Annotated in this window: 25 protein-coding genes; 16 read left to right on the top strand and 9 right to left on the bottom strand. The window is 59.9% G+C overall.

Annotated elements, in window-relative coordinates:
- Positions 1–36 precede the first annotated feature (36 nt).
- Positions 37–477 (bottom strand): peptidoglycan-binding protein LysM, encoded by a 441-nt coding sequence (gene lysM / locus FIV39_RS04590; RefSeq protein ID WP_053140321.1) that lies wholly within the window; start codon positions 475–477, stop codon positions 37–39.
- 132 nt (positions 478–609) lie between these two features.
- On the opposite strand from lysM, the gene FIV39_RS04585 reads away from it, so the two are divergent.
- The 4 genes from FIV39_RS04585 (at position 610) to FIV39_RS04570 (ending at position 5458) form a co-directional block, all read left to right on the top strand.
- A complete protein-coding gene (locus tag FIV39_RS04585; protein WP_090401082.1) occupies positions 610–1497 on the top strand; it encodes a LysR family transcriptional regulator in 888 nt (295 codons plus the stop codon).
- 97 nt (positions 1498–1594) lie between these two features.
- Positions 1595–2434 carry a formate dehydrogenase accessory sulfurtransferase FdhD gene (gene fdhD, locus FIV39_RS04580; RefSeq protein WP_090401083.1) on the top strand — a complete coding sequence of 280 codons (840 nt, stop codon included), beginning with the start codon at positions 1595–1597 and terminating at the stop codon, positions 2432–2434.
- A complete protein-coding gene (locus FIV39_RS04575; RefSeq protein ID WP_090401084.1) occupies positions 2431–4779 on the top strand; it encodes an FdhF/YdeP family oxidoreductase in 2349 nt (782 codons plus the stop codon). The genes fdhD and FIV39_RS04575 overlap by 4 nt, the downstream gene beginning before the upstream one ends.
- Before the next feature lie 205 nt (positions 4780–4984).
- Complete coding sequence (locus tag FIV39_RS04570) at positions 4985–5458, top strand: glycine zipper domain-containing protein (RefSeq protein ID WP_090401085.1); 474 nt, start codon at positions 4985–4987, stop codon at positions 5456–5458.
- Positions 5459–5601: 143 nt separating this feature from the next.
- On the opposite strand, the gene FIV39_RS04565 is transcribed toward FIV39_RS04570, so the two are convergent.
- The 3 genes from FIV39_RS04565 to FIV39_RS04555 form a co-directional block, all read right to left on the bottom strand.
- Positions 5602–6033, bottom strand: coding sequence for an acyl-CoA thioesterase (locus tag FIV39_RS04565; protein WP_090401086.1), 432 nt, complete (start codon positions 6031–6033; stop codon positions 5602–5604).
- A gap of 23 nt (positions 6034–6056) precedes the next feature.
- Complete coding sequence (locus tag FIV39_RS04560; protein ID WP_090401087.1) at positions 6057–7994, bottom strand: RecQ family ATP-dependent DNA helicase; 1938 nt, start codon at positions 7992–7994, stop codon at positions 6057–6059.
- Between the two features lie 226 nt (positions 7995–8220).
- Positions 8221–9396, bottom strand: coding sequence for a tetratricopeptide repeat protein (locus FIV39_RS04555; RefSeq protein ID WP_090401088.1), 1176 nt, complete (start codon positions 9394–9396; stop codon positions 8221–8223).
- Between the two features lie 176 nt (positions 9397–9572).
- On the opposite strand from FIV39_RS04555, the gene FIV39_RS04550 reads away from it, so the two are divergent.
- The 5 genes from FIV39_RS04550 to FIV39_RS04525 all read left to right on the top strand — a co-directional run bounded on the left by FIV39_RS04550 (position 9573) and on the right by FIV39_RS04525 (position 12684).
- On the top strand, positions 9573–9743 hold the full coding sequence (locus tag FIV39_RS04550) for a YhfG family protein (protein ID WP_083221252.1): 171 nt from the start codon (positions 9573–9575) through the stop codon (positions 9741–9743).
- Positions 9743–10342 carry a putative adenosine monophosphate-protein transferase Fic gene (locus FIV39_RS04545; RefSeq protein ID WP_090401089.1) on the top strand — a complete coding sequence of 200 codons (600 nt, stop codon included), beginning with the start codon at positions 9743–9745 and terminating at the stop codon, positions 10340–10342. The genes FIV39_RS04550 and FIV39_RS04545 overlap by 1 nt, the downstream gene beginning before the upstream one ends.
- 332 nt (positions 10343–10674) lie before the next feature.
- Complete coding sequence (locus tag FIV39_RS04535; RefSeq protein WP_090401090.1) at positions 10675–11145, top strand: hypothetical protein; 471 nt, start codon at positions 10675–10677, stop codon at positions 11143–11145.
- Between the two features lie 277 nt (positions 11146–11422).
- On the top strand, positions 11423–11779 hold the full coding sequence (locus tag FIV39_RS04530) for a DUF1493 family protein (RefSeq protein ID WP_090409817.1): 357 nt from the start codon (positions 11423–11425) through the stop codon (positions 11777–11779).
- Between the two features lie 53 nt (positions 11780–11832).
- The gene (locus tag FIV39_RS04525) at positions 11833–12684 is read left to right on the top strand and encodes a DMT family transporter (protein ID WP_090401091.1); all 852 of its coding nucleotides are present in this window, start codon (positions 11833–11835) and stop codon (positions 12682–12684) included.
- 57 nt (positions 12685–12741) lie between these two features.
- Here FIV39_RS04525 and FIV39_RS04520 read toward each other — a convergent pair whose 3' ends face one another.
- Positions 12742–14283 carry a phosphoenolpyruvate carboxykinase gene (locus tag FIV39_RS04520; RefSeq protein WP_090401092.1) on the bottom strand — a complete coding sequence of 514 codons (1542 nt, stop codon included), beginning with the start codon at positions 14281–14283 and terminating at the stop codon, positions 12742–12744.
- Positions 14284–14462: 179 nt separating this feature from the next.
- Positions 14463–15365, bottom strand: a complete 903-nt coding sequence (gene hslO / locus FIV39_RS04515) for an Hsp33 family molecular chaperone HslO (RefSeq protein WP_090401093.1) — start codon at positions 15363–15365, stop codon at positions 14463–14465.
- A gap of 126 nt (positions 15366–15491) precedes the next feature.
- Here hslO and FIV39_RS04510 point away from each other — a divergent pair, with 126 nt between their 5' ends.
- Complete coding sequence (locus FIV39_RS04510) at positions 15492–16295, top strand: phosphatase PAP2 family protein (protein ID WP_090401094.1); 804 nt, start codon at positions 15492–15494, stop codon at positions 16293–16295.
- A gap of 63 nt (positions 16296–16358) precedes the next feature.
- Here FIV39_RS04510 and FIV39_RS04505 read toward each other — a convergent pair whose 3' ends face one another.
- Complete coding sequence (locus FIV39_RS04505; protein WP_090401095.1) at positions 16359–16766, bottom strand: RNA-binding S4 domain-containing protein; 408 nt, start codon at positions 16764–16766, stop codon at positions 16359–16361.
- Between the two features lie 116 nt (positions 16767–16882).
- On the opposite strand from FIV39_RS04505, the gene rimA reads away from it, so the two are divergent.
- From rimA to rimK, 3 genes are read left to right on the top strand one after another with little or no spacing between them, the layout of a single operon-like run.
- Positions 16883–17662, top strand: a complete 780-nt coding sequence (gene rimA / locus FIV39_RS04500; protein ID WP_090401096.1) for a S6 modification regulatory phosphodiesterase RimA — start codon at positions 16883–16885, stop codon at positions 17660–17662.
- Between the two features lie 13 nt (positions 17663–17675).
- Positions 17676–18158, top strand: a complete 483-nt coding sequence (rimB, locus tag FIV39_RS04495; RefSeq protein WP_090401097.1) for a retropepsin-like aspartic endopeptidase RimB — start codon at positions 17676–17678, stop codon at positions 18156–18158.
- Positions 18155–19060: a 30S ribosomal protein S6--L-glutamate ligase gene (gene rimK / locus FIV39_RS04490; RefSeq protein WP_003171022.1), complete on the top strand. Its 906-nt coding sequence runs from the start codon at positions 18155–18157 to the stop codon at positions 19058–19060. The genes rimB and rimK overlap by 4 nt, the downstream gene beginning before the upstream one ends.
- Positions 19061–19156: 96 nt before the next feature.
- On the opposite strand, the gene FIV39_RS04485 is transcribed toward rimK, so the two are convergent.
- Both FIV39_RS04485 and ompR read right to left on the bottom strand, forming a co-directional pair.
- Positions 19157–20470, bottom strand: a complete 1314-nt coding sequence (locus tag FIV39_RS04485) for an ATP-binding protein (RefSeq protein WP_053140284.1) — start codon at positions 20468–20470, stop codon at positions 19157–19159.
- Between the two features lie 116 nt (positions 20471–20586).
- Entirely contained in the window at positions 20587–21327 is a 741-nt protein-coding gene (gene ompR, locus FIV39_RS04480) for an osmolarity response regulator transcription factor OmpR (RefSeq protein ID WP_015373500.1), read from the bottom strand.
- Positions 21328–21682: 355 nt separating this feature from the next.
- Here ompR and FIV39_RS04475 point away from each other — a divergent pair, with 355 nt between their 5' ends.
- The 3 genes from FIV39_RS04475 (at position 21683) to gshA (ending at position 26200) form a co-directional block, all read left to right on the top strand.
- Positions 21683–24019 carry a Tex family protein gene (locus FIV39_RS04475; RefSeq protein WP_090401098.1) on the top strand — a complete coding sequence of 779 codons (2337 nt, stop codon included), beginning with the start codon at positions 21683–21685 and terminating at the stop codon, positions 24017–24019.
- The gene (locus FIV39_RS04470) at positions 24019–24402 is read left to right on the top strand and encodes a PaaI family thioesterase (RefSeq protein ID WP_090401099.1); all 384 of its coding nucleotides are present in this window, start codon (positions 24019–24021) and stop codon (positions 24400–24402) included. Before FIV39_RS04475 ends, FIV39_RS04470 begins: the two co-directional genes overlap by 1 nt.
- Positions 24403–24616: 214 nt before the next feature.
- Positions 24617–26200, top strand: coding sequence for a glutamate--cysteine ligase (gene gshA / locus FIV39_RS04465; protein WP_090401100.1), 1584 nt, complete (start codon positions 24617–24619; stop codon positions 26198–26200).
- Positions 26201–26271: the final 71 nt, after the last annotated feature.

Below are 26271 nucleotides of genomic sequence, written 5' to 3'. Positions count from 1 at the left end.
GGGAGCAAGCCCCCTCCCACATTTTTACTTTATGTATTACTCAGGAATACGCAGCGTCTGCCCTGGGTAAATCTTGTCTGGATGGGACAACAGCGGCTTGTTGGCCTCGAAGATCTTGTTGTACAGGTTGGCGTTGCCGTACACCGTCAGGGAAATCGCGCTGAGGGTGTCGCCCTTTTTCACCACGACGAAACGGGCGGCGGCAACCGCCGGGCCGGATACGGTGATCTGGTCATCCACACTGGCCACACCGGCAATATTGCCCAGCGCCAGCAGAATCTTCTCTTTCTCTTCCTGGGTCGCGACTTCACCGGTTACGGTCACTTTGTCGCCATCCACCGTGGTCTGCACATTCGGATTACCCAGACCCACCTTCGCCACGTGTTCCTTCAACTGCTCACTGGCGTTTGCATTACCCGGCGTCAACAGATCGATCAACTTCTCGCCGGCTTCCTTTACAAAGCTCAAAAGACTCATGGTGCGCTCTCCTTGATGTTTGATTTCCAGATGCCAAAGACTAGACCAACCCTAAACGCTTGGGTTCCAGCCCGACCAAAGACCCAAACGCGCTAGAATCCCCCCGCCATTGGAATAAGCCCTGGAGCGAAGATGGACATCAAGCAGCTGAAATTCCTCATCGCCCTCGACGAGACCCGTCACTTCGGCCAGGCCGCGGCGCGTTGCCACATCACCCAGCCGACCCTGTCGATGCGTCTACGCAGCCTTGAAGAAGAGCTGGACTTGCCACTGGTCAATCGCGGCCAGCGTTTCGAAGGCTTTACCGCCCCTGGCGAACGGGTGCTGGCCTGGGCACGCACGGTGCTGGCGGCCTATGACGGCTTGCAGGCCGAAGCAGCCGCCTGTCGTGGCAACCTGGTGGGGACGCTGCGCCTGGGTGTGGTGCCGTTGTCGAGCTTTGATCCGCTGGCATTGATGCAACAACTGCACAAGGAGCATCCGAGCCTGCGCTTTGAACTCTCGGCCCTCAGTTCCGAGCAGATCCTCGAACAGTTGGCGAGCAATCGCCTGGACCTGGGGGTGTCCTACCTCGACCGCCTGGACAACGAACGCTTCGACTCCCTGGCCCTTGGCGAAACCCGCATGGGCCTGCTCTACGACCAGCGCTATTTCAGTTTTGGCGACAAGCCGCTGAGCTGGGAGGCATTGATCGAACTGCCCCTGGGCATGCTCACCAGTGGCATGCACTTCCGTCAGTCCATCGACCACAACTTTCACAGCCGGGGCCTGCACCCGCAGCCCCTGTTACAAACCGACGCCGTCCATCAATTGTTACAAGCTGTGCATGGCGGGCTGTGCTGCGCAGTCATGCCGCTGGACGGCGGCCTCGACGCCCTCACCGAACACTTGCGCCTGCAACCTATCGAAGACGCCCACACCCTGGCGCGCCTGGGCTTGATCATGCGGCGCAGCGCGCCTCGCTCGGCGCTGGCGGAGGCGTGTTTCGCGCTGTTTCAGAAATCGCAAACAAAGTCTTGATCGACGTCATCTATCGGTAGATCAGTACTGGCAATTAGACGCGACGCTTTGTCGCGCCTAGTCTAAACACTGATCAATCCGCCGGTGGTACTGCCCCATGAACGCCAAGCGCCCAGTCTGCGCGGCGCCTGCTCCGCAAACGTCCGCGCCCGTCGCCAGCCAGAGCTACCAGTTTTGCAACCTTGAACACACCGAAGTCGCCAGCACAGCCTTGGCGGAAGAAGTGGCGTTGGCGATTGCCTATAACGACATCAGCCAGGCAGTCATGCTCGTCACGCCGACGGACCTCGAAGACTTTATTGTTGGGTTCAGCATCGGCAGCGGCATTATCGCCGACGTTAGCGACATTTATGATCTGAAACTCAGCGGTTCGGGCTCGACCCAATACGCTCAGGTACAGATCTCCAGCCGTGCGTTCTGGAACCTCAAGCAGCAGCGCCGCCAATTGGCAGGCACCAGCGGCTGCGGCCTGTGCGGAGTGGAAGCAGTGGAACAGGCCCTGCCGGACCTTAAAGTGCTGCCCGGCGCGCCCTTGCCGCCTGCCGAATGGCTCGACGGCCTGCGCCAGCGCATCAGTGCGTTCCAGCCCTTGGGCCAGTACAGCGGCGCAGTGCATGCGGCCGTGTTCATGAATAACCAGGGTGAATTGCTGATGGGCCGTGAAGACATCGGCCGGCACAACGCCCTCGACAAGTTGATCGGCGCGCTGATTCGCCAACAGATCCCGACCGACGGCGGGCTGGCGATTGTCACCAGCCGTTGCAGCCTCGAATTGATCCAGAAAGTCCTGCGCGCGGGCATCCAGACCCTGGTCAGCCTGTCGTCGCCCACCGGCTTGGCCCTGCAATGGGCCCGCCGGCATAACCTCAATCTCATCCACCTGCCGCAGAAAAGTGCGCCGCGGGTCTACAGCCCTGCGATGGAGAACCAGCCGTGAGCAATCATCATCAAGCCGACCAAACCCCAACCCCGCGCTACAAGCCCTACAAAGGCCCGGCTGGCGGCTGGGGCGCGCTGATCAGCGTGGCACAGGCGTGGTTGACCAGCGACAACGCGCTGAAAAACCTGCGCATGATGCTCAAGACCAACCAGAACGGCGGCTTCGACTGCCCGGGCTGCGCCTGGGGCGACTCGCCGGAAAGCGGCATGGTCAAGTTCTGCGAGAACGGCGCCAAGGCGGTCAACTGGGAAGCCACCAAGCGCCGGGTCGATGCGGCATTCTTCGCCAAACACAGCGTCACCGCGTTGCTGGAGCAAAGCGACTATTGGCTCGAGTACCAGGGCCGCCTGACCGAGCCAATGCGCTACGACGCTGAAACCGACCGCTACACCCCCATCAGCTGGGAGGCGGCCTTCGACCTGGTCGGCAAACACCTCAACGCCCTGCCCAGCCCGGACATGGCGGAGTTCTACACCTCGGGCCGTGCCAGTAACGAAGCGGCGTACCTGTACCAGCTGTTCGTGCGCGCCTACGGCACCAACAACTTCCCGGACTGCTCGAACATGTGCCACGAGGCCAGCGGCGTGGCCCTGGCGCAGAGCGTGGGCGTCGGCAAAGGCACCGTGACCTTTGATGACTTCGAGCATGCCGATGCGATTTTCGTGTGGGGCCAGAACCCCGGCACCAACCACCCACGCATGCTTGAACCGCTGCGTGAAGCGGTGAAACGCGGCGCCCAGGTGGTGTGTATCAACCCACTCAAAGAGCGTGGCCTGGAACGCTTCCAGCATCCGCAGCACCCGCTGGAAATGCTCACCAACGGCGACAAGCCGACCAACACCGCGTACTTCCGCCCGGCGCTGGGGGGTGACATGGCGATTCTGCGCGGCATGGCCAAGTTCCTGCTGCTGTGGGAACGCCAGGCTCAAGCCGAAGGCAAGGACGCGGTGTTCGACCACGCCTTCCTCAATGAACACACCGCCAACGTGCTGGATTACCTGGGCCAGATCGACGATACGTCCTGGGATGAAATCGTCGCCCAGTCCGGCCTGCCCCTGGTCGAGATCGAGCAAGCGGCGCGCATGTACGCCAAGGGCAAGAACGTGATCATGTGCTGGGCGATGGGTATCACCCAGCACCGCCACTCGGTGCCGACCATCCAGGAAATCGCCAACCTGATGCTGCTGCGCGGCAACATCGGCCGCCCCGGCGCCGGCCTGTGCCCGGTGCGTGGCCACAGTAACGTGCAGGGCGACCGCACCATGGGCATCAACGAACGTCCACCGGTGGCATTCCTCGACGCCCTGGAGCGCCGCTTCCAGTTCCAGGTGCCGCGCACCAACGGGCACAACGTGGTGGAAGCGATTCACGCCATGCTCGAAGGCCGCTCCAAGGTGTTTATCGGCCTGGGCGGCAACTTCGCCCAAGCCACCCCGGACAGCCCGCGCACCTTCGAAGCCCTGCGCAATTGCGACCTGACCGTGCAGATCAGCACCAAGCTCAACCGCAGCCACTTGATGCACGGCAAAGACGCGCTGATCCTGCCGTGCCTGGGCCGCACCGACATCGACATCCAGGCCGAAGGCCCGCAAGCGGTGACGGTGGAAGACTCGTTCAGCATGGTCCACGACTCCAACGGCCAACTGCAGCCCCTGTCGAAGTTGATGAAATCGGAACCGGCCATCCTCGCCGGCATCGCCGCCGCGACCTTGGGCAGCAAACCGGTGGACTGGAACTGGTTGGTGGCCGATTACAGCCGCATTCGCGACCTGATCGCCGATACCATCCCAGGCTTCAAGGACTTCAACGAGCGCCTTAAACACCCCGGTGGTTTCTACCTGGGTAACTCCGCCGGTGCACGACGCTGGAACACGCCTTCGGGCCGCGCCAACTTCCGCCCCAACATCCTGCCCAAGGACCTGATCCACGAGCGCACTCACGCCACGGGCCGCGTTCCGGACCTGATCATGCAGTCGATGCGCTCCCACGATCAGTACAACACCACCATTTATGGCCTGGACGACCGCTATCGCGGGGTCAAAGGCCAGCGTGACGTGCTGTTCGTCAACGAAGCCGACATCATCCGCCTGGGCTTCAAGCCGGGGCAGAAGGCAGACATCGTGTCGCTTTGGGAAGACGGTCGTGAGCGTCGGGTGAAGGGCTTCACCTTGTTGGCGTTTGATATTCCGGCGGGGCAGGCTGCGGCTTACTACCCAGAAGTGAACCCGCTGGTGCCGCTGGAAAGCACCGGGGACGGCAGCCATACACCGACGTCGAAGTTCGTGGCGATACGTTTGGAAGCTGCGAGTGACAATGGGCTGATCATGGCGCGTTCGGCCTGACTGATCATTTCGGACACAAAAAAGGCCGCTTTTGCATAAAAGCGGCCGTTCCGAAGTAGCTAAAGACTCGCAAAAATCACTTAAGTTCCCCAGTTAAAACAGTAACTTATAGAATTGTGTACAACTCGTGTTACTGGTCGGATTTCTATTGTAACCATGTCAATACAGCCTCAGGATCGCGCCGTCATCCTCTTGAGGTCTCTCTATGAAGTTCTCCTCGATTCTCTTGTTGTCCCTTGGCCTGGTCAGTGGCGCAGCCATGGCCGGCGGCACCACCGAAGCCGGTGTGGGCGGCGCATTGGGCGGGGTTCTAGGCTCGGTTGTCGGCCAGCAGTTGGGCGGCAACACCGGTTCGACCATCGGCGCGGCCCTGGGTGGCGCAGGCGGTAGCGCGGTCGGCGCCGACAAGCGCAGCCGCGGTGAAGCAGCCATTGGTGGCGCACTGGGCGCAGCCGGCGGTAACGTAGTGGGCCGCAGTGTCGGCGGCAGCACCGGAGCACTGATCGGTTCAGCGGCCGGTGGTGGCGCGGGTGGTGCGCTGGGCAACTACATGGGCAACAAGAGTGATGACGATGATCGTCGTGGTCGTGATAGCCGCCGTTATGACCGCGATGACCATCGCGGCCGCGGCCATGCCTACGGGCATCGCAAGAACAAGCATCACTACCGTCACCGGTAAGCGCTAAAGAACACTGCAAAACCAATGTGGGAGGGCGCTTGCTCCCGATAGCAGAGAGTCAGCCACTCGTGTGCTGCCTGACCCACCGCTATCGGGAGCAAGCCCCCTCCCACATTGAGTTCCGTGGTGCCTGCAGGCCGAAGTCAGACCACCAACCGCTGCAACGCCTCGCGCAACAACCCCGGGATCGTCACCGGCTGGTTAGTCCCCCGATCCACGAACACATGCACAAAGCGCCCCGCCGCACAGGCATCCTCTTCGCCTGCCTTGAACACCGCCAACTCGTACTGCACAGAGCTGTTGCCCAACTTGCCCACCCGCAGGCCGATTTCCACGCGGTCGGGAAAGGCAATCGATGCGAAGTAATCGCACGCCGAACTCACCACAAACCCCACCACCTCACCGTCATGAATATCCAACCCACCCTGTTCGATCAGGTAGGTATTCACCGCCGTGTCGAAGAAGCTGTAGTACGTGACATTGTTCACATGGCCGTACACATCGTTGTCGTGCCAGCGCGTGATGATTGGCTGGAAGTGACGGTAATCGGCGCGTTGCGGCATTGAGTCAGGCATGGGCACGTCTCATGAAAGTAGGGTTACAGGTCATTCAAATGGGCTTGGGCCCACTCACGCACATCGGCGTAGGGGTAGTCCTCCAGCGCAGCAAAACCGGGAATGCCCCGCGCCTTCAACTTGGTAAACAACGGCACGCTGATACCGCCCAGGAAACGTGTCAGCCGCTCAGCGCCCGGCAATTGGCCGGTGTGCTCATGATGCCTGTGGATAAAATCACCGCACAGCCCCATGAAGTTTTTATCCACAAGCGGCGGCAGGCTCGGCGGCGCCGGCAAATGCGCGACATGGCCGTGGCACACAGAACAGTGCCCGCAGCGCTGCGGTGCATTTTCATCGCCGAAGTACCCGGCCAGCCGCTGCCCCAGGCAATGCTCAGTGGCGAACAGATCAAGCATGGCGTGAATCCGCGCCACTTCCGTCACCTCGTGTTGCTTGAAGCCTGTGTATAACTCGACGCTCAACACCTGTGGGTCAAAGTCGGTATCCAGCAGGCTGTAGACCTCAGTCATCTGCTTGCTTTCCAACTCGATGAGGCCTTGCTCCTGGAAGTAATCCAGCGCCTTCACCACGCGGCTGCGCTCGGCATTGTGTTGCTGATAAAGCGCGTCGAAATCCACGGTCGCCCAGGTTTTCGCGCGCTTGCACACTTGGATAATCGCCGCGACAAACTGCTGGCGCTCGCCGGAAAAACGCGCCAGCAACGCCTCGGGTTCGATCAGGTACTTGAAGCGGTACTCGGCATAAAACGCGTAGCGCGGCGCTATAACGCCCTTGAGCTCCAGTTGCACCAACAGGGTCTTCAGCGGCAGCTCGCGAATGTTGCTGTGGTCCGATAACGACCGCAGCAAGAACTCCCACTGGCCGTCACTCCTCGCCGCCTGTAGCTCCTCCAGCACACGGCGAATACCGTCCTGCTCGGGCGTATCGCCATACACAAAGTTTTCCAGCACATTGAGGCTGTCGCGGTTGGCCAATACCAGGCAGTCCGAGGGCAGCCCATCACGCCCCGCGCGGCCGATTTCCTGGCTGTAGTTCTCGATGGATTTGGGCAGGTCAAAATGCACCACATTGCGGATGTCACTCTTGTCGATGCCCATGCCGAACGCGATGGTGGCGACGATGCAATTGGAGCGCCCACCCATGAAGCGCTGCTGGATGCCCTCACGCCTGTCGTGGGGCAAGCCGGCGTGATACGCCTCGGCCTGGATGCCGTTGCGGTTCAGATGCTCGGCAATCTGCTCGGCGGTTTTTTGCAAGGTGACATAGACGATGCTGGGCTGGTTGGCCCGCTCGTTCATCCACTGCACCAGGCGACGACGTTTGTCCGCACCGGCGACCGGCTCCACCAACAGGTTGAGGTTAGGCCGGTAGAAGCCCGTGGTGACCACGTCGTCCGGTGCAATGGCGAACTTGGCCTGCATGTCGGCAATCACCTTGGGCGTGGCCGTAGCCGTCAGCAGCAGCGCTTGTGGGATCTTGAACTGGCGCTGGTAGTCCGGCAGCTTCAAATAGTCCGGGCGGAAGTTGTGACCCCACTCGGAAATACAGTGCGCCTCATCCACCACCAGCAGCGAGATCTGCACACTTTGCAGGAAGTTGCGAAAGCGCTCGTTCTTCAAGCGTTCCACGGAAATCATCAGGATTTTCAACTCGCCCGAACGCGCACGAGCCATCACGTCATTGGCGTCCTCACGACTTTGCGCCGAATCGATACTGCCCGCCGAAATACCGTGGCGCTGCAGGAAGCCCAACTGGTCCTGCATCAACGCCAACAGCGGCGACACCACCAGCGTCAGGTGCGGCAGCAACACCGCCGACAGCTGATAACACAGGGACTTGCCCGACCCCGTAGGAAAAATGGCCGCAGCCGAACGACCGGCCAGTACGGCGCTGACCGTTTCTTCCTGGCCCAAACGAAACTGTGGATAACCAAAGACCTGCTGGAGGGTGTCGTGCATAGGCTGTCACTCCATTGACCGCTGAAAGTGGCTTAAAAACGTAGCCCAGTAAGTTCAGCGAATCGAGAAAGGTCGCATGGAAAAAAGAGACAGGATGATACACAGGGTGCAGCAATGGCCTTGGGCCAAATTCGACAAGTTCGACTGTGGATGTAGGAACACCACAAACCAAATGTGGGAGGGGGATTGCCCCCCGCCCACATTTCAGAACTGCGCTACAGCTGAATCAGCGGTTCTGCACCCGCTCAATCGCCGTGTCATACACCGGATTGGCCTTCTGTTCCTTGGCCAACTGGTAGTGACGCAACGCATCCGCGAACTGCCCCGCCGCTTCGTAGATCCGCGCAATGTTGTAGTAGGCACCTGCACGCACGGTGGCAGCATTGGCGCCGGTGGCAAGGGCGATAGCCTTGCGGTTGGCCCAGATCGACTCGGCAGTGTTGCCGGCTTTCTGATACGCCAGGCCAAGGTTGCCGTAGGCCTTGCCGAACCCATTGTCCAGCTCGATAGCCTGGCGGAACAGGTCGATGGCCTGGTCAAGTTTGCCGGCCTGGTAGGCCGCTTCGCCCTGAAGGTTCAGACGTTTCGCATCGGTTTGTACGGAAGAGCTGACGGTGACTGCGGTGACCGCCACGCTGTCATCCAGCAGCGGTTTGACTTCGTTGAGCACATTGGCGGCATTCACTGTCACGCCGCTGAAGGTGTTGATGTCCTGGAAGTCGCCGCTGCCGGTCATGCGGAACACCGTCCACAGGTTGCCGCTGCGGTTCTTAGGCACGTAGTAAGTACGCACCAGCGATTGGCCCATGTACACGAACACCTTGGCTTCGCTGTCGGACAACTGGCGCGAGCCTGGGTTGCCGCCATTGCTGTAGTCGTGCACGGCATAGACGTAGCTTTCGCCGTAGTGCTTTTTCTGCAGGGTGATGGTTTCCGGACCGTAGCTGTCGGTGTCATCCACATCCAACTCGGCGTCGGTACCCTTCTGGTTCTCGAAGTAGATGTTATTGCCGGGGAAAATCATGTGGGAGTCGAGGTCACTCGGCGTCTTGCCCCAGGTCAGCACCACACGCAGGCCATCGAGGTTTTCCATCACCGGGCTGATGGCGTAGGTCATGCCCGCGCATGGGCACTTCACCACCAGGTTGGAGTAGCCAGGTTTCTTGATGATCAGCAGGTTGCTCGCATCATCGGCGGCCTCACTGGTCAGCGTCACCTGGCCCTGGGCGTTGGTGCGGCCCACCACATTCTGTGCGCCGTTACGTTGCAGCAGCACTTCGGCATCAGCGATTTTCTGGTCCTTGACCACCGCACTGAGCACTTCGATCGGCAACTGCCCGGCCTGGACCGAAAAAGCCACCGCACACAACGACATCGCCGAAGCAACACGAAGCAAACCCATGCTTAACTCCCTTTAAGTAGCGGGCGGAAATCGCCCTACAAGATTTTGCGGTGAAACATACGCTGAATTCCGAGTGTCGGCGGATTTTTTGTACAGAATGTGACGTGGTTTTTATCCCGCCTTCCCGTTGAAGCATTGCGCTACAATCAAACCTTGCTACCCAGGAGTGCGCTGCGATGAGCGAACTGACGTTTGAGCAAAAACAGGATCATTACCACAAGATCCGCCGTTCCAATTACCTGGCCAGCCTGCGCCTGGAAGGGTTCGACACCCAACCGGCCGACGTCGACAAACCCCTGCCGACCCGCGAAACCGTGCTTGCCAAGTACCGCAACACGCCACGCTGATGCTCGACAAATACGGGGTGGGCCAGGATCCGTACTGCTATCCCGGTAGCAGCGTCCTGCGCAACCGCCTCGATTTGCTCGACGAAACTCGCCTGCACCAGGCTGAGCGGGAATTATCCGAAATCGCCGTAGGCAGCCTCCCGCTCTTCCCCCCGCCCTACGACCTCGAACGCCTGCAACACATCCACCGCACGCTGTTCGGTGACGTCTACGACTGGGCCGGTGAGCTACGCAGCGTCAACATCCAAAAGGGCGACACCCTGTTCTGCACCCCGGAACGCATCCCACCGGAAGCCGCGAAGATCATCCGGCAGATGGCCGAGGCCAACTGGTTTGTCGGCGCCAGCCAAACCGAGTTGGTGAGCAAGATTGCCGAAGCTTATGGCGACCTCAACGTCATCCACCCTTTCCGCGAGGGCAACGGCCGGGCGCAGCGGATTTTGTTTGAACAGATCATCGTGAACGCGGGGTTCTCGGTGAACTGGTGGCTGGTCAAACACGCGGCATGGATACCGGCGAATATTGACGCGGTGGCGTGTGATTATCGGGGCTTGGAGGCGATTTTTGAGCGGTGTATCAGCAGGCCTGCCGGGCAGTGATCGTTCCTCACGCTCTGCGTGGGAGCGATCTGAAATCTAAGCAACACCCTTTGTAGGAGCGAGCTTGCTCGCGAACATCATCAACGATGACGCGGTAAACCAGAACAAACGCGGCGTCCTTGAGTTTTTCGCGAACAAGTTCGCTCCTATAACCGACCAGCTTTGCTTGTTAAATCACTGCCAAGCCACAAATGCCGGAAACGGCCGTAGGAAACCTCCAAACACCGCGACATCCTCTTCCCAAACTGCTCCAAACACCCGCTTGACCCTCTACAGAAGTTACCCGTAGCTGAATGAAAATAGCGCGGTCTCAACTTTCTCGGCAGAAACCTGTGAACATCGAAAGGACTCAACACATCTGCCACTATGACGTCATCTTCACAGAGATTCGCTTCACTGTTGTGCCTGACAATCGGCATGCTTTGGTCAATCTATGCCTGCTTGAAACAAAAACGGCAGCGCGACAAATGCGCGATCAGATACGTAGGCTGTACGAAAAAATGCTGGCCAGAGATTTGCCATGCGAAATGGCGGTCGCGATTTCCCATCCTTTGAGACGGAATCAGGCCGATCGGTTAAACGACCAAAACGTGCTCATCAAACAAATAATCTCCGGAGCGGTTAAAGCACCGGGGATTGCCATTTCAACCGTAACCGCGGGCTTCGTTGGAGATACGATTTCCGGCAAGCTTCGTAGATATCACGCTGGAGACATCATCATCGGTCTGGATGCCAGTGTGAGAGGAGGCATAGGGCCTCAGCGGTCAACACTCTCAATGCATGTCTACTCGGACGAGTCTTAGTGACATGGCCCTTTACCTTCAATCCGCTTCCTTTCTCATTATCTATTTGGTGCTGCACTACCAAATCACAGACCCAATGCTCAGAAAGCACTTCGCAGTCACATGTCTTACAACAGGTCTTATTTTGACGTTCCTACTACCCTATGTAGCGGTGATCCTCAGAATGCCCCTCCTACCTGTCTTTGTATTCTTGATAGGCTTGGCGCTCTTCATCACTCGAAACAAATACCGCCTCCAACGCAACCAGCCCCTTCATCCACTCCAGCGTGCCCCCACCATGAACCTCGCCCCCAACGTCCCCGAAGACCCTGTCATGCAGCAACTCCTGCAACTGCTGCACGAAGAAATCGGCCTGCCGAAACACAAGACCGTCCGCCTGCAAACCTCGCTCAATTTCGACCTGGGCTGTGACGGCAGTGAAGCCAAGCAACTCATGGAAGCGCTGGAGCAGGAATTCGCCCTCGACCTGGGCGACTACGACACTTATCGTTACTTTAACCCACCGGTTTTTGACGTGTTCCTCAAACGCCGGGGCAAGGGGCATGGCGACAAGGTCCCGCTGACCATCGGCATGCTCTACCTGGCCATCAAGACCCACAGCTGGGACACACAGACACTGGAAAACCTCAGCTGAGCGAACACCGGCCCCGCACTCAAAACAACTAAGGACCTTACATGGACGTAACAATGGGCCTGCTGGCCGCCCTGCTCTGGGGTGGTACGGATTTCCTCGTGGGTCTCAACGCCAGGGCCGTGGGCGTTAAGCGCGCGGTGTACTTCGGCCAGGCCCTCGGCTTCGTGATCATGACCTTGCTGCTGATCATCTTCCCCGCCTTGCTCTTCAAATCCCTGAACGCCTCGATGAGCGTCTGGCTGCTGGGCATTGCCGCCGCACTGTTCACCGTCTCCGGCGCCCTTGCCCTGTCCAAGGCCTTCGCCCTGGGCAAAGCCGCCATCGTGGCGCCGCTGGTGACGTCCTACGGCGTCGTCACCACACTGCTGTCCTGGGCCAGCGGCGAACACATCAGCCTGATCCAACTCGGTTGCATCGCCCTGTGCGTCATCGGCGTGATCCTTTCCAGCCTCCACAAGGACAATGGCATCCCGCACAGCAGTTCAAACCGCTCCATCGCTTACGCGATGCTTGCCGCGTTGCTATACGGCACGAGCTTCTGGCTACAAGGTCGCTACACACTGCCCGCGCTGGGGCCGATCACCATGCTTTGGCTCGGCTACCTGGTAGGGCTGTGCGTGCTGGTGGTGATGGTGCTGAAGATCAAGGACGGCCTGAAGATTCCGCCGCTGAAAAACTGCGCCACGCTGACAGGGGCAAGCCTGATGAACCTGGGGGGATTTTCGGCGTTTTCGTGGGGAGCGATGGCGGGGTCGGTTTCGGTGGTGACGGTGATCAGTACGTTATCAGGGGGGATTGCGGCGATCTTGGGGTTTGTGTTTTTCAAGGAGCGGTTGTCGGCGGTGCAAGTGCTGGGGGTTGTGCTGGTGCTGGTCGGGGCGGTGGTCCTGCATATCGTCGACTAACCTTTCACGCACAAAAAAGCCGCCCACAAGGGGCGGCTTTTTAACCGCTTCCGAATCTTACAACTTCGGACCCGCAGCCTTGATCGCGTCGCTCACTTCAAACTTCTTGAAGTTCTCGATGAACAGACCGGCCAGCGCCTTCGCTGCTTCATCGTAAGCCGCCTTGTCAGCCCAGGTGTTACGTGGGTTCAACAGGCCGGTCTCAACGCCCGGTACGGTCAATGGCACGTCGAGGTTGATGGTGTCGAGGTGTTCGGTTTCAACACCGATCAACGCGCCGCTCTGGATCGCTGCGATCACGCCGCGCGTGGTCGGGATGTTGAAGCGCTTACCGACGCCGTAGCCGCCGCCGGTCCAGCCGGTGTTGACCAGGTAGACCTTGGAGCCGAAGCCGCGGATGCGCTTGATCAGCAGCTCTGCGTATTCGCCGGCCGGGCGTGGGAAGAACGGCGCGCCGAAGCAGGTGGAGAAGGTCGACTTGATGCCGCTGCCCGAACCCATTTCGGTCGAGCCCACCAGTGCGGTGTAGCCGGACAGGAAGTGGTAGGCCGCTTGTTCTTCGCTGAGGATGGACACTGGCGGCAGTACGCCGGTCAGGTCGCAGGTCAGGAAGATCACCGCGTTTGGCTCGCCGCCCAGGTTCTTCTCGGAACGCTTGGCAACGTGCTCCAGCGGGTAGGCGGCACGGCTGTTCTGGGTCAGGCTGACATCGGCATAGTCGGCGTGCTTGGCGTCGTCGATGACGACGTTTTCCAGTACGGCGCCGTGCTTGATGGCTTTCCAGATAACCGGTTCGTTCTTCTCGGACAGGTCGATGCACTTGGCATAGCAACCGCCTTCGATGTTGAACACCACACCTTCGCCCCAGCCGTGTTCGTCGTCACCGATCAGGTAACGGCTTTCGTCGGCGGACAGGGTGGTCTTGCCGGTGCCGGACAGGCCGAAGAACAGGGTCACGTCGCCTGCTTCGCCAATGTTGGCGGCGCAGTGCATCGGCAGTACGTCGGAAGCCGGCAGCAGGTAGTTCTGCACCGAGAACATGGCTTTCTTCATTTCACCGGCGTAGCGCATGCCGGCGATCAGCACTTTTTTCTGGGCGAAGTTGAGGATCACGCAACCGTCGGAGTTGGTGCCGTCACGCTCAGGCACGCACTCGAAGTTGGCCACGTTGAGCACTTGCCACTCGTCACGGCCGGCCGGGTTGTACTGGGCCGGGTTGATGAACAGGCAACGACCGAAGAGGTTCTGCCAGGCAGTCTGGGTGGTCATCTTCACGGCCAGGTAGTGGTCTTCGGCAGCCCCTACGTGAACATGGGAAACGAAGTGCTCCTGCGCGTTGTTGAACGCCTCGACGCGCGCCCACAGGGCATCGAACTTGTCGGCCGGGAACTTGCGGTTGATCGGGCCCCAGGCGATGGAATCCTGGGTGGAAGGCTCTTCAACGATGAAACGGTCGACTGGCGAACGGCCGGTACGGTGACCGGTTTCTACGACCAGCGCGCCGGTATCGGCAAGCACGCCTTCACCGCGCTGCAGGGCTTCTTTGACCAGATCGTCAACACTCAGATCGGTGTATACGGCGTTATTGGCTTGCGTCATGAGGTTCCCCGTCGGCCTATGGCCGAGTGCTCCAAACGTTTTGTAGTAGAAAGTTGCGCACTACTACCGCGAAAAAAGTGGGCCGGATTATGCCAGAAAAGCCCAAAAATAGTAGGGCCCTCCCGTCAGAACACCTCTAATCCGACATTTGTCAGGTGATTTACCTGTGCTTAAACGTTTTAGTGGCGGGTGTCGGAAGGCGTGTCGATACCTGCGCCGGCGAACAATTGTGCTACATCGGCAGCGTCGAACAGGTAGCGCTGGTTGCAGAACTGGCAGTCGATCTCGATATTGCCACCGTGTTCCACCACCAGGTTCTGCGCGTCTTCCAGGCCCAGGCTGACCAAGGCGTTACCTGAACGCTCGCGAGAGCAGCTGCAGTGGAAGTGCAGGGTTTGCGCGTCGAACAGGCGCACGGGGTCTTCGTGGTACAGGCGGTGCAGGATGGTTTCGTTGTCCAGGCCCAGCAGTTCTTCGGCTTTCAGGGTATCGGCCAAGGCAATGCAGTGCCGCCAGCTTTCAGCGCGATCTTCGTCGTCCTTGATACGGTCGGCCGGCAGTTGTTGCAGCAACATGCCACGGGCGCGCTGGCCATCGGCGTTGAGCCAAAATTTGGTGCCCACTTGCTGGGACATCACGAAATAGTTGGTGAAGCATTCCGAAAGCGTTTTGCCATCGAGGTCGACGATGCCTTGGTAACGCTGGCCTACGGTGGGGTCAACGGTGAGCGCCAGGACGCCGTTGGGCATCAGGTCGGCCAAGGCGGCGTCCGGGGCAATCTGGTCGGCTTCATAACGGGCCAGGCCACGGATTTCGCGCTCGCTGGAGCACTCGATCATCAGCAGAGGAATCGGCCCTTCGGAACGGGCTTGCAGAATCAGCAAACCGTCGAACTTCATGGTGCCCACCAGCAACGCAGCAGCTGCCATCAGCTCACCGAGCAGTTGCGCGACCGGCTCCGGATAGGGGTGTTTGGCAAGGACTTCGGCGTAGCTGCGCTCCAACGAAACCATTTCGCCGCGGGCGTCGCTCTCGTCGAAGATGAAGCGTTGGGTGAAGTCGGTATCCGGTAGATCAGTCATAGGTCTGGGTATCTGAATTGATGACAAATTGGTTACAAGATTTATAAAATTAAACGCTTTAGCACCATATTGGTGCGGTTCTCTCCTGGAAACAGAGAGCGTCTATAGAGCGAAGAGGGACAGTTTATGAACAATCCGGGTTTGTTCCAAGCCAAGTGGAACCTCCGGCGATGGGCTCTGTGCAATCTACTCGCTATCGGGCTGCTGTGTTTTTGGCTGTGGCCCACGGGGCAGATGCTGTGTGTGATTTTCGACGAGTGGCTGTTTCACCTGCTCAACGACCCGCTGGCGAGCAACGCAACATGGCTGCACGTGTGGGCCGTGGCCAGTTTGCGGCCGTTTGATGCGGTGGTCGGGGTGATCTTGCTGACGCTGCTGATTCGCGGCGACTGGGTGTTCAAAGCCGCGCAGGCACGCCAGGCACTGTTAGGTTTTGTCGGCATTTTGTTGCTGTTGTTGTTCATCCGCATGCTGTTTTCCAAACTCGCGGCGCAGATGGGCTGGCAGCACAGCAGCCCATCGATGGTGATCGGCGGGGCGATTCAAATGAGTGACTATTTCCCGGGGTTGGAGAAGACCTGGGAGTTGAAGGACCGCTCAAGCCAGAGCTTTCCGGGGGATCATGCTTCGGTGCTGTTGATCTGGGCGATGTTCATGACGGTGTTCGCCAAGCGCATCGGCCAGGTGCTGGTGATCTGGGGCCTGGCGCTATTGTTTATGATGCCGCGGCTGGTGGCAGGTGCGCATTGGGGGCAGGACGATTATATCGGCGGGGTCTTGCTGGCGCTGTTGGCGTTGGGCTGGGGGTATTACACGCCGTTTGCCGCGAAGGTGTCGGGGGTTTTGCTACAAGTGACCACGCCGATCTTCGGGTTACTTGGCAAGCTGCCGGTGATCGGTGGATTGAGCGTCGTGCGCACATCCCCTTAACGCTGCCGGCCAAATGTGGGAGGGGGCTTGCTCCCTCCCACATTGGACTGGGGCTCTGCGCAATCAGTCATCATTGCCACTGCCGCGGAACTTGAACAGGTCGCGGCGCTGCTTCTTGCTCGGCTTGCCATCGGTGGTCATCCCCGTGGCGCCCGCCTTGCGCATGGCTGCCGCATTTTCGCGCTTGGCAATGCTGGTTTCGGTTTCGGTGTACAGCGCTTGTGCTTCGGGTGCGCCACGGCGCACGATGGAAAGTGCCTGAACCACGACGGTCTTTTCGTCAAAACCTATCCGAATCTGCAACTCATCACCGACACGTGGCTCTTTGCCCGGTTTACAGCGCTCGCCTCGGTGATGCACCTTGCCACTCTCAATCGCCGCCTTGGCCAAGGCACGTGTTTTAAAGAAACGCGCCGCCCAAAGCCACTTGTCCAGACGGACCTTTTCTTCCTCTTCCTGCTTTTGAGCCACTTGAATTCCTCGCTCTGACAAATGTCGCAACTGTAACGTTGAAACCCTTCGACGCATAAACCTCAAGGCTCACCTAAGATACGCCAGGTAGCACCCTGTTTTCGCGAGGATACGCCGTGACCGACTTTCCCTCTTCACTCACCTCGCCCGACCAGCGTTGCGTAGGCTGCCAACAAAGCGAACCCCTGGGTTTCGATTTTGCGTTCGCCTACCAGCCTATCGTAGACCTTCGGGACCATTCGATTTTTGCCCACGAAGCCTTGGTGCGCGGCACACAAGGCGAAGGGGCGTTGTCGGTGCTGGACCAGGTCAACGACAGCAACCGCTACCGCTTCGACCAGCGCTGCCGCACCCAGGCGATTGCCGGTGCTGCAGCTTTGGGGATGCAAACCCACCTTTCCATCAACTTCATGCCCAACGCCGTGTACCGTCCGGAGTTGTGCATCCGCAGCACCCTGGAGGCGGCGCGCGCGCACAATTTTCCGCTGGATCAACTGATTTTCGAGACACTGGAAAGCGAGCATGTAGATAACTATCGCCATTTGACGAATATTCTGCGTGAATACCGCGAATTCGGCTTCAAGACCGCTATCGATGATTTCGGCGCGGGCTATTCGGGGCTGAATCTGTTGGCTGATTTCCAACCTGACTTGATCAAACTCGACATGGCGCTGATCCGCGATGTCGACCAGGATCGTGTCCGTCAGGTGATCGTCCAGGGGATTGTCACAATCTGTGAGCAGTTGAACGTTACTGTCATCGCCGAAGGCATCGAAAGTGCCGGCGAACGCGACTTTCTGTCTGACTGTGGAATATTTCTGATGCAAGGCTACTGGTTCGCCAAGCCTGCATTCAAAGCCCTGGCCGAGGTTTCACCGAAAGCCTGGGCGAATTGATCGGTTACCCATATTGAAGACATTTGACCATTTGACCGTTGTAGGTCTGCGTGAGTGGGTGGCACTTCCCGACTTGGGAGTGGCAGGCCTGCGCGCAAAGATCGACACCGGTGCCAGCACCTCCAGCCTGCATGCCACCGACATCGAGCCTTTTGAGCGCGACGGGGAGAAGTGGGTACGCTTTACCGCGCACCTGGGCAGCGTGGTGCAACTGCGCCACCGCCGCTGCGAAGCGCCCCTGGTGGCGATGAAAACCATCAAGAGCTCCAATGGCCATGCGCAGGTGCGCTACGTGATCAGCACCACCCTGGCGCTGGGTGATCGGGTATGGCGGGTGGAGTTCACCCTGGCCTGCCGCAAGGCCATGCGTTACCGCCTGTTACTGGGTTCCAAGGCGCTGATTGACGGCCATCTGGTGGTCAATCCCGGCGTCAAGTACGTTCAAGACAAGCCGGTGTTCCCGGTCTCTACTATTTCTGCCCCAGGTGCTGCATGAAGATTGCTGTGCTGTCGCGAAACCCGCGTCTGTATTCCACCCGCCGCCTGGTCGAGGCCGGCACCGAACGCGGCCATGAAATGGTGGTGATCGACACGTTGCGTGCCTATATGAACATTGCCAGCCACAAGCCGCAGATCCACTATCGCGGCAAGCCCCTGGAAGGGTTTGATGCGGTGATCCCGCGTATTGGCGCCTCGGTGACGTTCTATGGCTGCGCAGTGTTGCGCCAGTTCGAAATGATGGGGGTTTTCCCCCTCAATGAATCCGTGGCCATTGCACGCTCGCGGGACAAATTACGCTCGTTGCAACTGCTCTCGCGGCGGGGCATCGGCCTGCCGGTCACCGGCTTTGCCCACTCCCCCGACGACATCCCCGACCTGATCGAAATGGTCAATGGCGCGCCGCTGGTGATCAAGGTGCTCGAAGGCACGCAGGGCATCGGTGTGGTGCTGTGTGAAACCGCGACCGCAGCGGAATCCGTGATCGAGGCGTTCATGGGCCTCAAGCAGAACATCATGGTCCAGGAGTACATCAAGGAGGCCGGCGGTGCGGATATTCGCTGCTTCGTGGTGGGCGACAAGGTGATCGCAGCCATGAAACGCCAAGCCAAGCCTGGGGAGTTTCGCTCCAACCTGCACCGTGGCGGCAGCGCCAGCCTGATCAAGATCACCCCTGAAGAACGAATGACCGCGCTGCGGGCGGCCAAGGTGATGGGGCTGGCCGTAGCGGGGGTCGACATCCTGCGCTCCAACCACGGCCCGCTGGTGATGGAGGTGAACTCGTCGCCGGGCCTGGAAGGAATCGAGACCACCACAGGCAAGGATGTGGCGGGGATCATCATTCAGCATCTGGAGAAGAATGGTGGACCGAATATGACCAGGACCAAAGGCAAGGGTTAGAGACGCGGCTTTAAGCTTCAAGCTATAAGCTGCAAGAAAGGGCAAAAACTGTCTGCTTTTCTCTTGCGGCTTTAAGCTTGAAACTTGCGGCTTTTTCTATACCGCGTCCCTTGGCAGCATCAGCCCAAGCGGCAACCTCACCCGCGCCTCAAGACCACCACCCTCGCGGTTGCGCAGCTCAACATTGCCTCCATGCATCGAAGCAATCCGCCGCACAATCGCCAGCCCCAGGCCAGTACCCTTGCCACCCCGAGCACGGTCGCCACGGGTAAACGGGTTGAAGATACCTTCCAGTTCCGCCGGATCGATCCCCGTACCACGGTCCATCACACTCAGCACCACGTACGGCGCAGCACTGTCGCCAGACACATACGCAGCCACTTCCACATCCGAACCGGCATGGTGCAAAGCGTTGCCGATCAGATTGTTCAGCAGGCGCTTCATCGACACCCGACGCAACGCAAACGGCTGGATCGGCTCAAGGCGCATGCGCACTTGCTCGCCATTCTGGTTATAGGGTGCGACAACCTCACGCACCAGGTCCGTGAGATCAACTTCCTCCACCACCTCGTCACGCCCGTCGCGGATAAACGCCAGGAACTGGTCGAGAATCGCGTCCATGTCTTCGATGTCACGAACCATGTCGTCGGTGAGGTCGCTATGGTTGCCCATCAGCTCCAGGGACAGGCGCAATCGCGTCAATGGCGTGCGCAAGTCATGGGACACCCCCGCCAGCATCAGCTCGCGTTCGCGTCCAGCCTGTTCGACGTCCTCCGCCATCTGGTTAAAGGCGCCATACACCTCGGTCATTTCACTGGGCGTATCGCTGACCGGCAGGCGCACGCTGCGCCCCTGGCCCAATTGGCGGGCGGCAAACACCAGGCGTTTAAGCGGTTGGTTAAGCTGACGAACGAAAATCCACGCGGACGCGGTGGAAAGCAAGCCGATGGCCAGGAACCAGCCCAACACGTTCCAGATCTTCTGCCCCCGCAAAGGATGTGGATACAGCGGAACCTTGATCCAGGCATCGCCCAGGCTCGGCGCCCTCACCCACAGCGCAGGTGAAACATGCATGCGCAATCGCACCTCGGTGTCCTCGCCCAGCTCGGCCTGCATCTGGCGCTGGTAGATCTCGCTGTAAGGCCAATGTTGCTCACCTTCAGGGACGCCGGCCCCGTCAACGCGGGTCAACGTCGACGCCTTGGCTACTTTTTCGCGGTTTTCGGGATCTACCGCCCAGTAACCACGCAGCGTCAGGGCAACACCGTGGCTGTACTGCCGGTCCACCAGCACGTCTTCGTTCATCAACAGATAAACCAGTGTCAGCGCCTTGGAAAACAGAACGACGATGAGCACCAGCCAAAGGGTGCGGGAGAAGAAACTTTGTGGGAACCACAGCGGGGTTTTCATAGATGACAGCTGGACACCTTGCAGGAACGAGCGGCGCTCGCAGAATTGCAGACGCCGGGCATCCCGTCGACCCTCATGGAGTCAAACGCCAGGATGCCCGCCCTGCAAATCATCGATCACTTGGTTGCGGTGCCATCCGGCACAAACACATAGCCCACACCCCAGACCGTCTGGATATACCGAGGCTTGGACGGGTCCGGCTCGATCATCCGGCGCAGACGGGAAATCTGCACGTCGATGGAGCGCTCCAGGGCGTCCCATTCGCGACCACGGGCCAGGTTCATCAGCTTGTCGCGGGTCAGCGGCTGACGTGCGTTCATCACCAGGGCCTTGAGCACGGCGAATTCACCGGTGGTGAGCATGTGCACTTCATCGCCACGCTTGAGCTCGCGGGTCGCCAGCGACAGCTCATAGTCGCCAAAGGTGACGCTTTCGTCTTCGCTGCCCGGCGCGCCCGGTACCGGCGGTGCCTGACGACGCAATACAGCCTTGACCCGCGCCATCAGCTCGTCCGGGTTGAACGGCTTGGCCAGGTAGTCATCAGCGCCCAGCTCGAGGCCCTTGATGCGGCTCAGCTCATCGCCCTTGGCGGTGAGCATGATGATTGGAATCTGGTTGTTCGCGCCGCGCAGGCGCTTGCAGGCGGTGAGGCCGTCTTCGCCGGGCAGCATCAGGTCGAGTACGACCAGGTTGAACACTTCGCGCCCCAGGAGACGGTCCATCTGCTCGGTGTTCGGCACCGCGCGGGCACGATAGCCCTTGGAATTGAAGAACCGCTCCAGCAGGCTGCTCAGCCCCGGATCGTCATCAACGATGAGAATTTTTTCGCCTTCAGCAGTTTGTGCAGTGCTGCTCATTGGATGCTCCTCTTATCTCGGCGCGCATTATGGCGTAGCTGCCGTTATACGCACCGTGTGCATTGTTAGCAGATTTTTCCTCTACTGCCAGCGAACGCGCGCCTTCCAACCACGGGCGCAGTACCCCCCAAGGGCAGAACGCTGGTTATAATGCGGCGCCTTCGTGCAGGGCAACGTCAGATCGTTGCCGTTTACTGCCGGGTTTTTTCACCCGCTTGTCGTGATTTTTTCGATTTCGAGGGTCAATAGGCTGCCTCTTGACCCAGGTAGCGGCGCCAGTCGGGCCGCTCAACCAGCCGCGCAAGGCCTTGTTTTCCGGGCCTGCGGGCTGCTTTTCAGAATTTCAGGTGGTTTTATGGACAGCATCAACAGCCGCATCGCCGAAGAACTCGGTGTACGCCCACAACAGGTCGAAGCGGCCGTCGCTCTACTGGATGAAGGCTCCACGGTGCCCTTCATCGCCCGTTACCGAAAAGAAGTGACCGGCAGCCTCGACGACATCCAACTGCGGCACCTGGAAGAACGCCTGCGCTACCTGCGAGAACTCGACGAACGGCGTATCAGCATCCTCGCCAGCATCGAGGAACAGGGCAAGCTGACGCCTCAGCTTGAACGCGACATCAAGCTCGCCGACACCAAGACCCGCCTCGAAGACCTTTACCTGCCGTATAAACAGAAGCGCCGCACCAAGGGCCAGATCGCCCTGGAAGCCGGCCTGGGCGAACTGGCCGACGGCCTGTTCAACGACCCCTCGCTGACCCCGGACACCGAAGCCGCGCGCTTCGTCAACGCTGAAAAAGGCGTTGCCGACGTCAAGGCCGCCCTCGAAGGCGCCAAGTACATCCTGATGGAGCGCTTCGCCGAAGACGCCAACCTGCTGGAAAAACTGCGCAGCTATCTGAAACAGGAAGCCATCCTCAGCGCCCGCGTCATTGCCGGCAAAGAGGAAGAAGGCGCCAAGTTCCGCGACTACTTCGAACACGACGAGCCGCTGAAAAGCATGCCGTCCCACCGTGCGCTGGCAATTTTCCGCGGCCGCAACGAAGGTATTCTCAGCTCCGCGCTGAAAGTCGGCGACGAACTGCCGGGCACCATGCACCCGTGCGAAGGCATGATCGGGCAACAATTCGGCATCCAGAATCAGAATCGTCCTGCGGACAAGTGGCTCGGTGAAGTCGTGCGCTGGACCTGGAAGGTCAAGCTCTACACCCACCTGGAAACCGACCTGCTCGGCGAGTTGCGCGACGGTGCCGAAACCGAGGCGATCAACGTATTCGCCCACAACCTGCATGACCTGCTGCTGGCCGCGCCGGCCGGCCCGCGCGCTACCTTGGGCCTCGACCCGGGCCTGCGCACCGGCTGCAAGGTTGCCGTGGTCGATGCCACCGGCAAGCTGCTGGACCACGCCACCGTGTACCCACACGTGCCGCACAACAAATGGGACCAGACCCTCGCCATCCTGGCCGCCCTGTGCGCCAAGCACGCAGTGGACCTGATCGCCATCGGCAACGGCACTGCCAGCCGTGAAACCGACAAGTTGGCCGCCGAGCTGATCAAAAAATACCCAGCCATGAAGATGACCAAGGTGATGGTCTCCGAAGCCGGTGCTTCGGTGTACTCGGCATCGGAATTGGCCTCCAAGGAATTCCCGGACCTCGACGTGTCGATCCGTGGTGCGGTGTCCATCGCCCGTCGCCTGCAGGATCCGCTGGCCGAGCTGGTGAAAATCGATCCTAAATCCATTGGCGTCGGCCAGTACCAGCACGACGTGTCGCAGCTGAAACTGGCGCGTGGCCTGGATGCGGTGGTGGAAGACTGCGTAAACGCCGTGGGCGTGGACGTGAACACCGCCTCCGTGGCGCTGCTGGCGCGTATCTCCGGCCTCAATGCCACCCTGGCGCAGAACATCGTCACTCACCGCGACGAAAACGGTGCGTTCAAAACCCGTGCCGCGCTGAAAAAAGTCGCACGCCTGGGTGAAAAAACCTTCGAGCAAGCCGCCGGCTTCCTGCGCGTCATGAACGGCGACAACCCGCTGGATTCGTCCGCCGTTCACCCGGAAGCCTACCCGCTGGTGCAACGCATCGCCGCCGAGACCGACCGCGACATCCGCTCGCTGATCGGTGACGCCGCGTTCCTCAAGCGCCTGGACCCAAAGAAGTACACCGACGAAACCTTCGGCGTGCCGACCATCACCGACATCCTGCAAGAGCTGGAAAAACCTGGCCGCGACCCGCGTCCCGAGTTCAAGACCGCCGAGTTCCAGGACGGCGTCGAAGACCTCAAGGACCTGCAACTGGGCATGATCCTCGAAGGCGTGGTCACCAACGTGACCAACTTCGGCGCGTTTGTGGACATCGGCGTGCATCAGGACGGTTTGGTGCACATCTCTGCGCTTTCGGAGAAGTTCATCAAGGATCCGCGCGAAGCCGTGAAGGCCGGTGATGTGGTCAAGGTCAAGGTCATGGAAGTCGACATCCCGCGCAAACGCGTTGGCCTGTCGATGCGCATGAGCGATACCCCAGGCGAAAAAATCGACGGCGCCCGTGGTGCACGTCCTGGCTCGGCGCCGCGCCAGTCGCAGAACCGCTCTGAAAACAGTCAACCGCGCAAGGAAACCGCCACCGCAGCGCCAAGCAACAACGCCATGGCCTCGCTGTTCGCCAACGCCAAGCAGTTGAAGAAACGCTGATGGAAATCCCCGCCGGTTTGACCCAGAGCGCGTTCAGCGAACTGATCGGCTGCCGCCTGCAACGCCTCGAAGAAGGCGTTGCCGAAGTGGCCCTGACCCTGGAGCCGCACCTGCGCAACCGCGCGGGCAAGCTCCATGGCGGGGCGATTTTCAGTCTGGTGGACATCACCATGGGGCTGGCGTGTTCCAGCGCCCATGGTTTTGATCAGCAGAGCGCGACCATCGAATGCAAGATCAACTACATCCGCGCCGTGGAAGACGGTGATGTGATGTGCACCAGCCGGGTGATCCACGCCGGCCGGCGCACGCTGGTGGTCGAAGCCGATGTGTATCAGGACGAAAGGCTTGTCGCAAAAGCACAGGGCACGTTCGCTGTCCTATAGCTCCACACCCCCGATTTGAGTTAATTTCGGCGCTGCGATAACAGCGTCGGAATTTTCTTGCTGCGCCATAGCCCAATTCATGGAGTGAAGTAGGCTTTTTTAACGCGGGTCAAATCGACTCAAAACCAGGCGATCACGCCAGTTTTAACTTCACCCTTGTAGACCGTCCTGCCCACCCCCATATTGGGGCGACTGACGCGTGAAGGAATCCAACTTGAGCGAACTTCTCAACCGCCGCCTGGCTCTGCTCGGCAAGCGCGAACACCTCTCCCTGCTAGAGCAGTGCTTGCACGGCATCGAGCGTGAATGCCTACGTGTCACCGGTGAGGGTCGCCTGGCGCAAACGCCGCACCCCGAAGCCCTGGGCGCCGCGTTGACCCATGAACAGATCACCACCGACTACTCGGAATCGCTGCTGGAGTTCATCACTCCGGCCCTGCCCAACCCGGCCGATACCCTGAGCAGCCTGGACAAGATCCATCGCTTTGCCTACACCAAGCTCGGCAGTGAATACCTGTGGAGCCCCTCGATGCCGTGCCCGTTGCCGGCCGAGGAAGACATTCCGATTGCCTACTACGGCACCTCCAATATCGGACAGCTCAAGTACGTGTACCGCAAGGGCCTGGCCCTGCGTTACGGCAAGACAATGCAGTGCATCGCCGGCATCCACTACAACTTTTCCCTGCCGGAACAGTTGTGGCCGCTGCTCAAGGAGACTGAAGGCTTCGTCGGCACCGACCGCGATTATCAGTCCACTGCCTATATCGCGCTGATCCGCAACTTCCGCCGCTACAGCTGGCTGCTGATGTACCTGTTCGGTGCCTCGCCGGCCCTGGACGCGGGTTTCCTGCGCGGTCGCTCGCACCAATTGGAAGTGCTCGACGCCGACACCCTGTATCTGCCGTACGCCACCAGCCTGCGCATGAGCGACCTGGGTTACCAGAGCAACGCCCAGGCAGGCCTGACGCCGTGCTACAACGACCTGAGCAGCTACACCGACAGCCTGCGCGAAGCGGTGGCAACGCCCTACGCGCCCTATGTCGAAGTCGGCACCCATAAGGACGGTGAGTGGGTACAGCTCAACACCAACATCCTGCAGATCGAAAACGAGTACTACTCCAATATCCGTCCCAAGCGCGTGACCTACACCGGCGAGCGGCCGATCCAGGCGCTGATGGCCCGCGGCATCCAGTACATCGAAGTGCGCTGCCTGGACATCAACCCGTTCCTGCCGATGGGCATCGACCTGCCGGAGTCGCGTTTCCTCGACGCATTCCTGCTGTATTGCGCGCTGAACGACAGCCCGCTGTTCGCCGACAACGAGTGCGGCAACGCCACCTCCAACTTCCTCAGCGTGGTCAAGGAAGGTCGGCGTCCAGGCCTGCAATTGCAGCGCAAGGGCCAGGCCGTGGACATGAAGGAATGGGCCACCGAGCTGCTGGAGAAGATTGCTCCGTTGGCTGCGCTGCTTGATGAAAGCCATGGCATCACCGAACACAGCCAGGCGCTGGACGCCCAACTGGCCAAGGTCAAGGACCCGTCCCTGACCCCTTCGGCGCAGGTATTGGCGGCGATGGCCGAGCGTAAAGAGAGTTTTGCGCAGTTTTCCCTGCATCAGAGCGAGGTGCATGCCGAGCACTTCCGCCGCGAGCCGTTGCCCGCCGAAGAACAGGCACGCTTTGAGGAACTGGCGCGCAAGTCGCTGGCGCAACAGGCGGAACTGGAGCAGAACGAAGTGGGCGACTTTGATGTGTTTGTCGGGTCGTACCAGGCAAGCATCCTCGCCATCAGCAACTGACTGAAGCCGAACCCGGCTCAAAATGTGGGAGGGGGCTTGCCCCCGATAGCAGAGTGTCAGCCACCCATCAG

Source organism: Pseudomonas grimontii, from assembly GCF_007858185.1.
GTDB classification, from domain to species: Bacteria; Pseudomonadota; Gammaproteobacteria; order Pseudomonadales; family Pseudomonadaceae; genus Aquipseudomonas; species Aquipseudomonas grimontii.
This window is presented reverse-complemented; position numbering and strand designations above follow the sequence as displayed.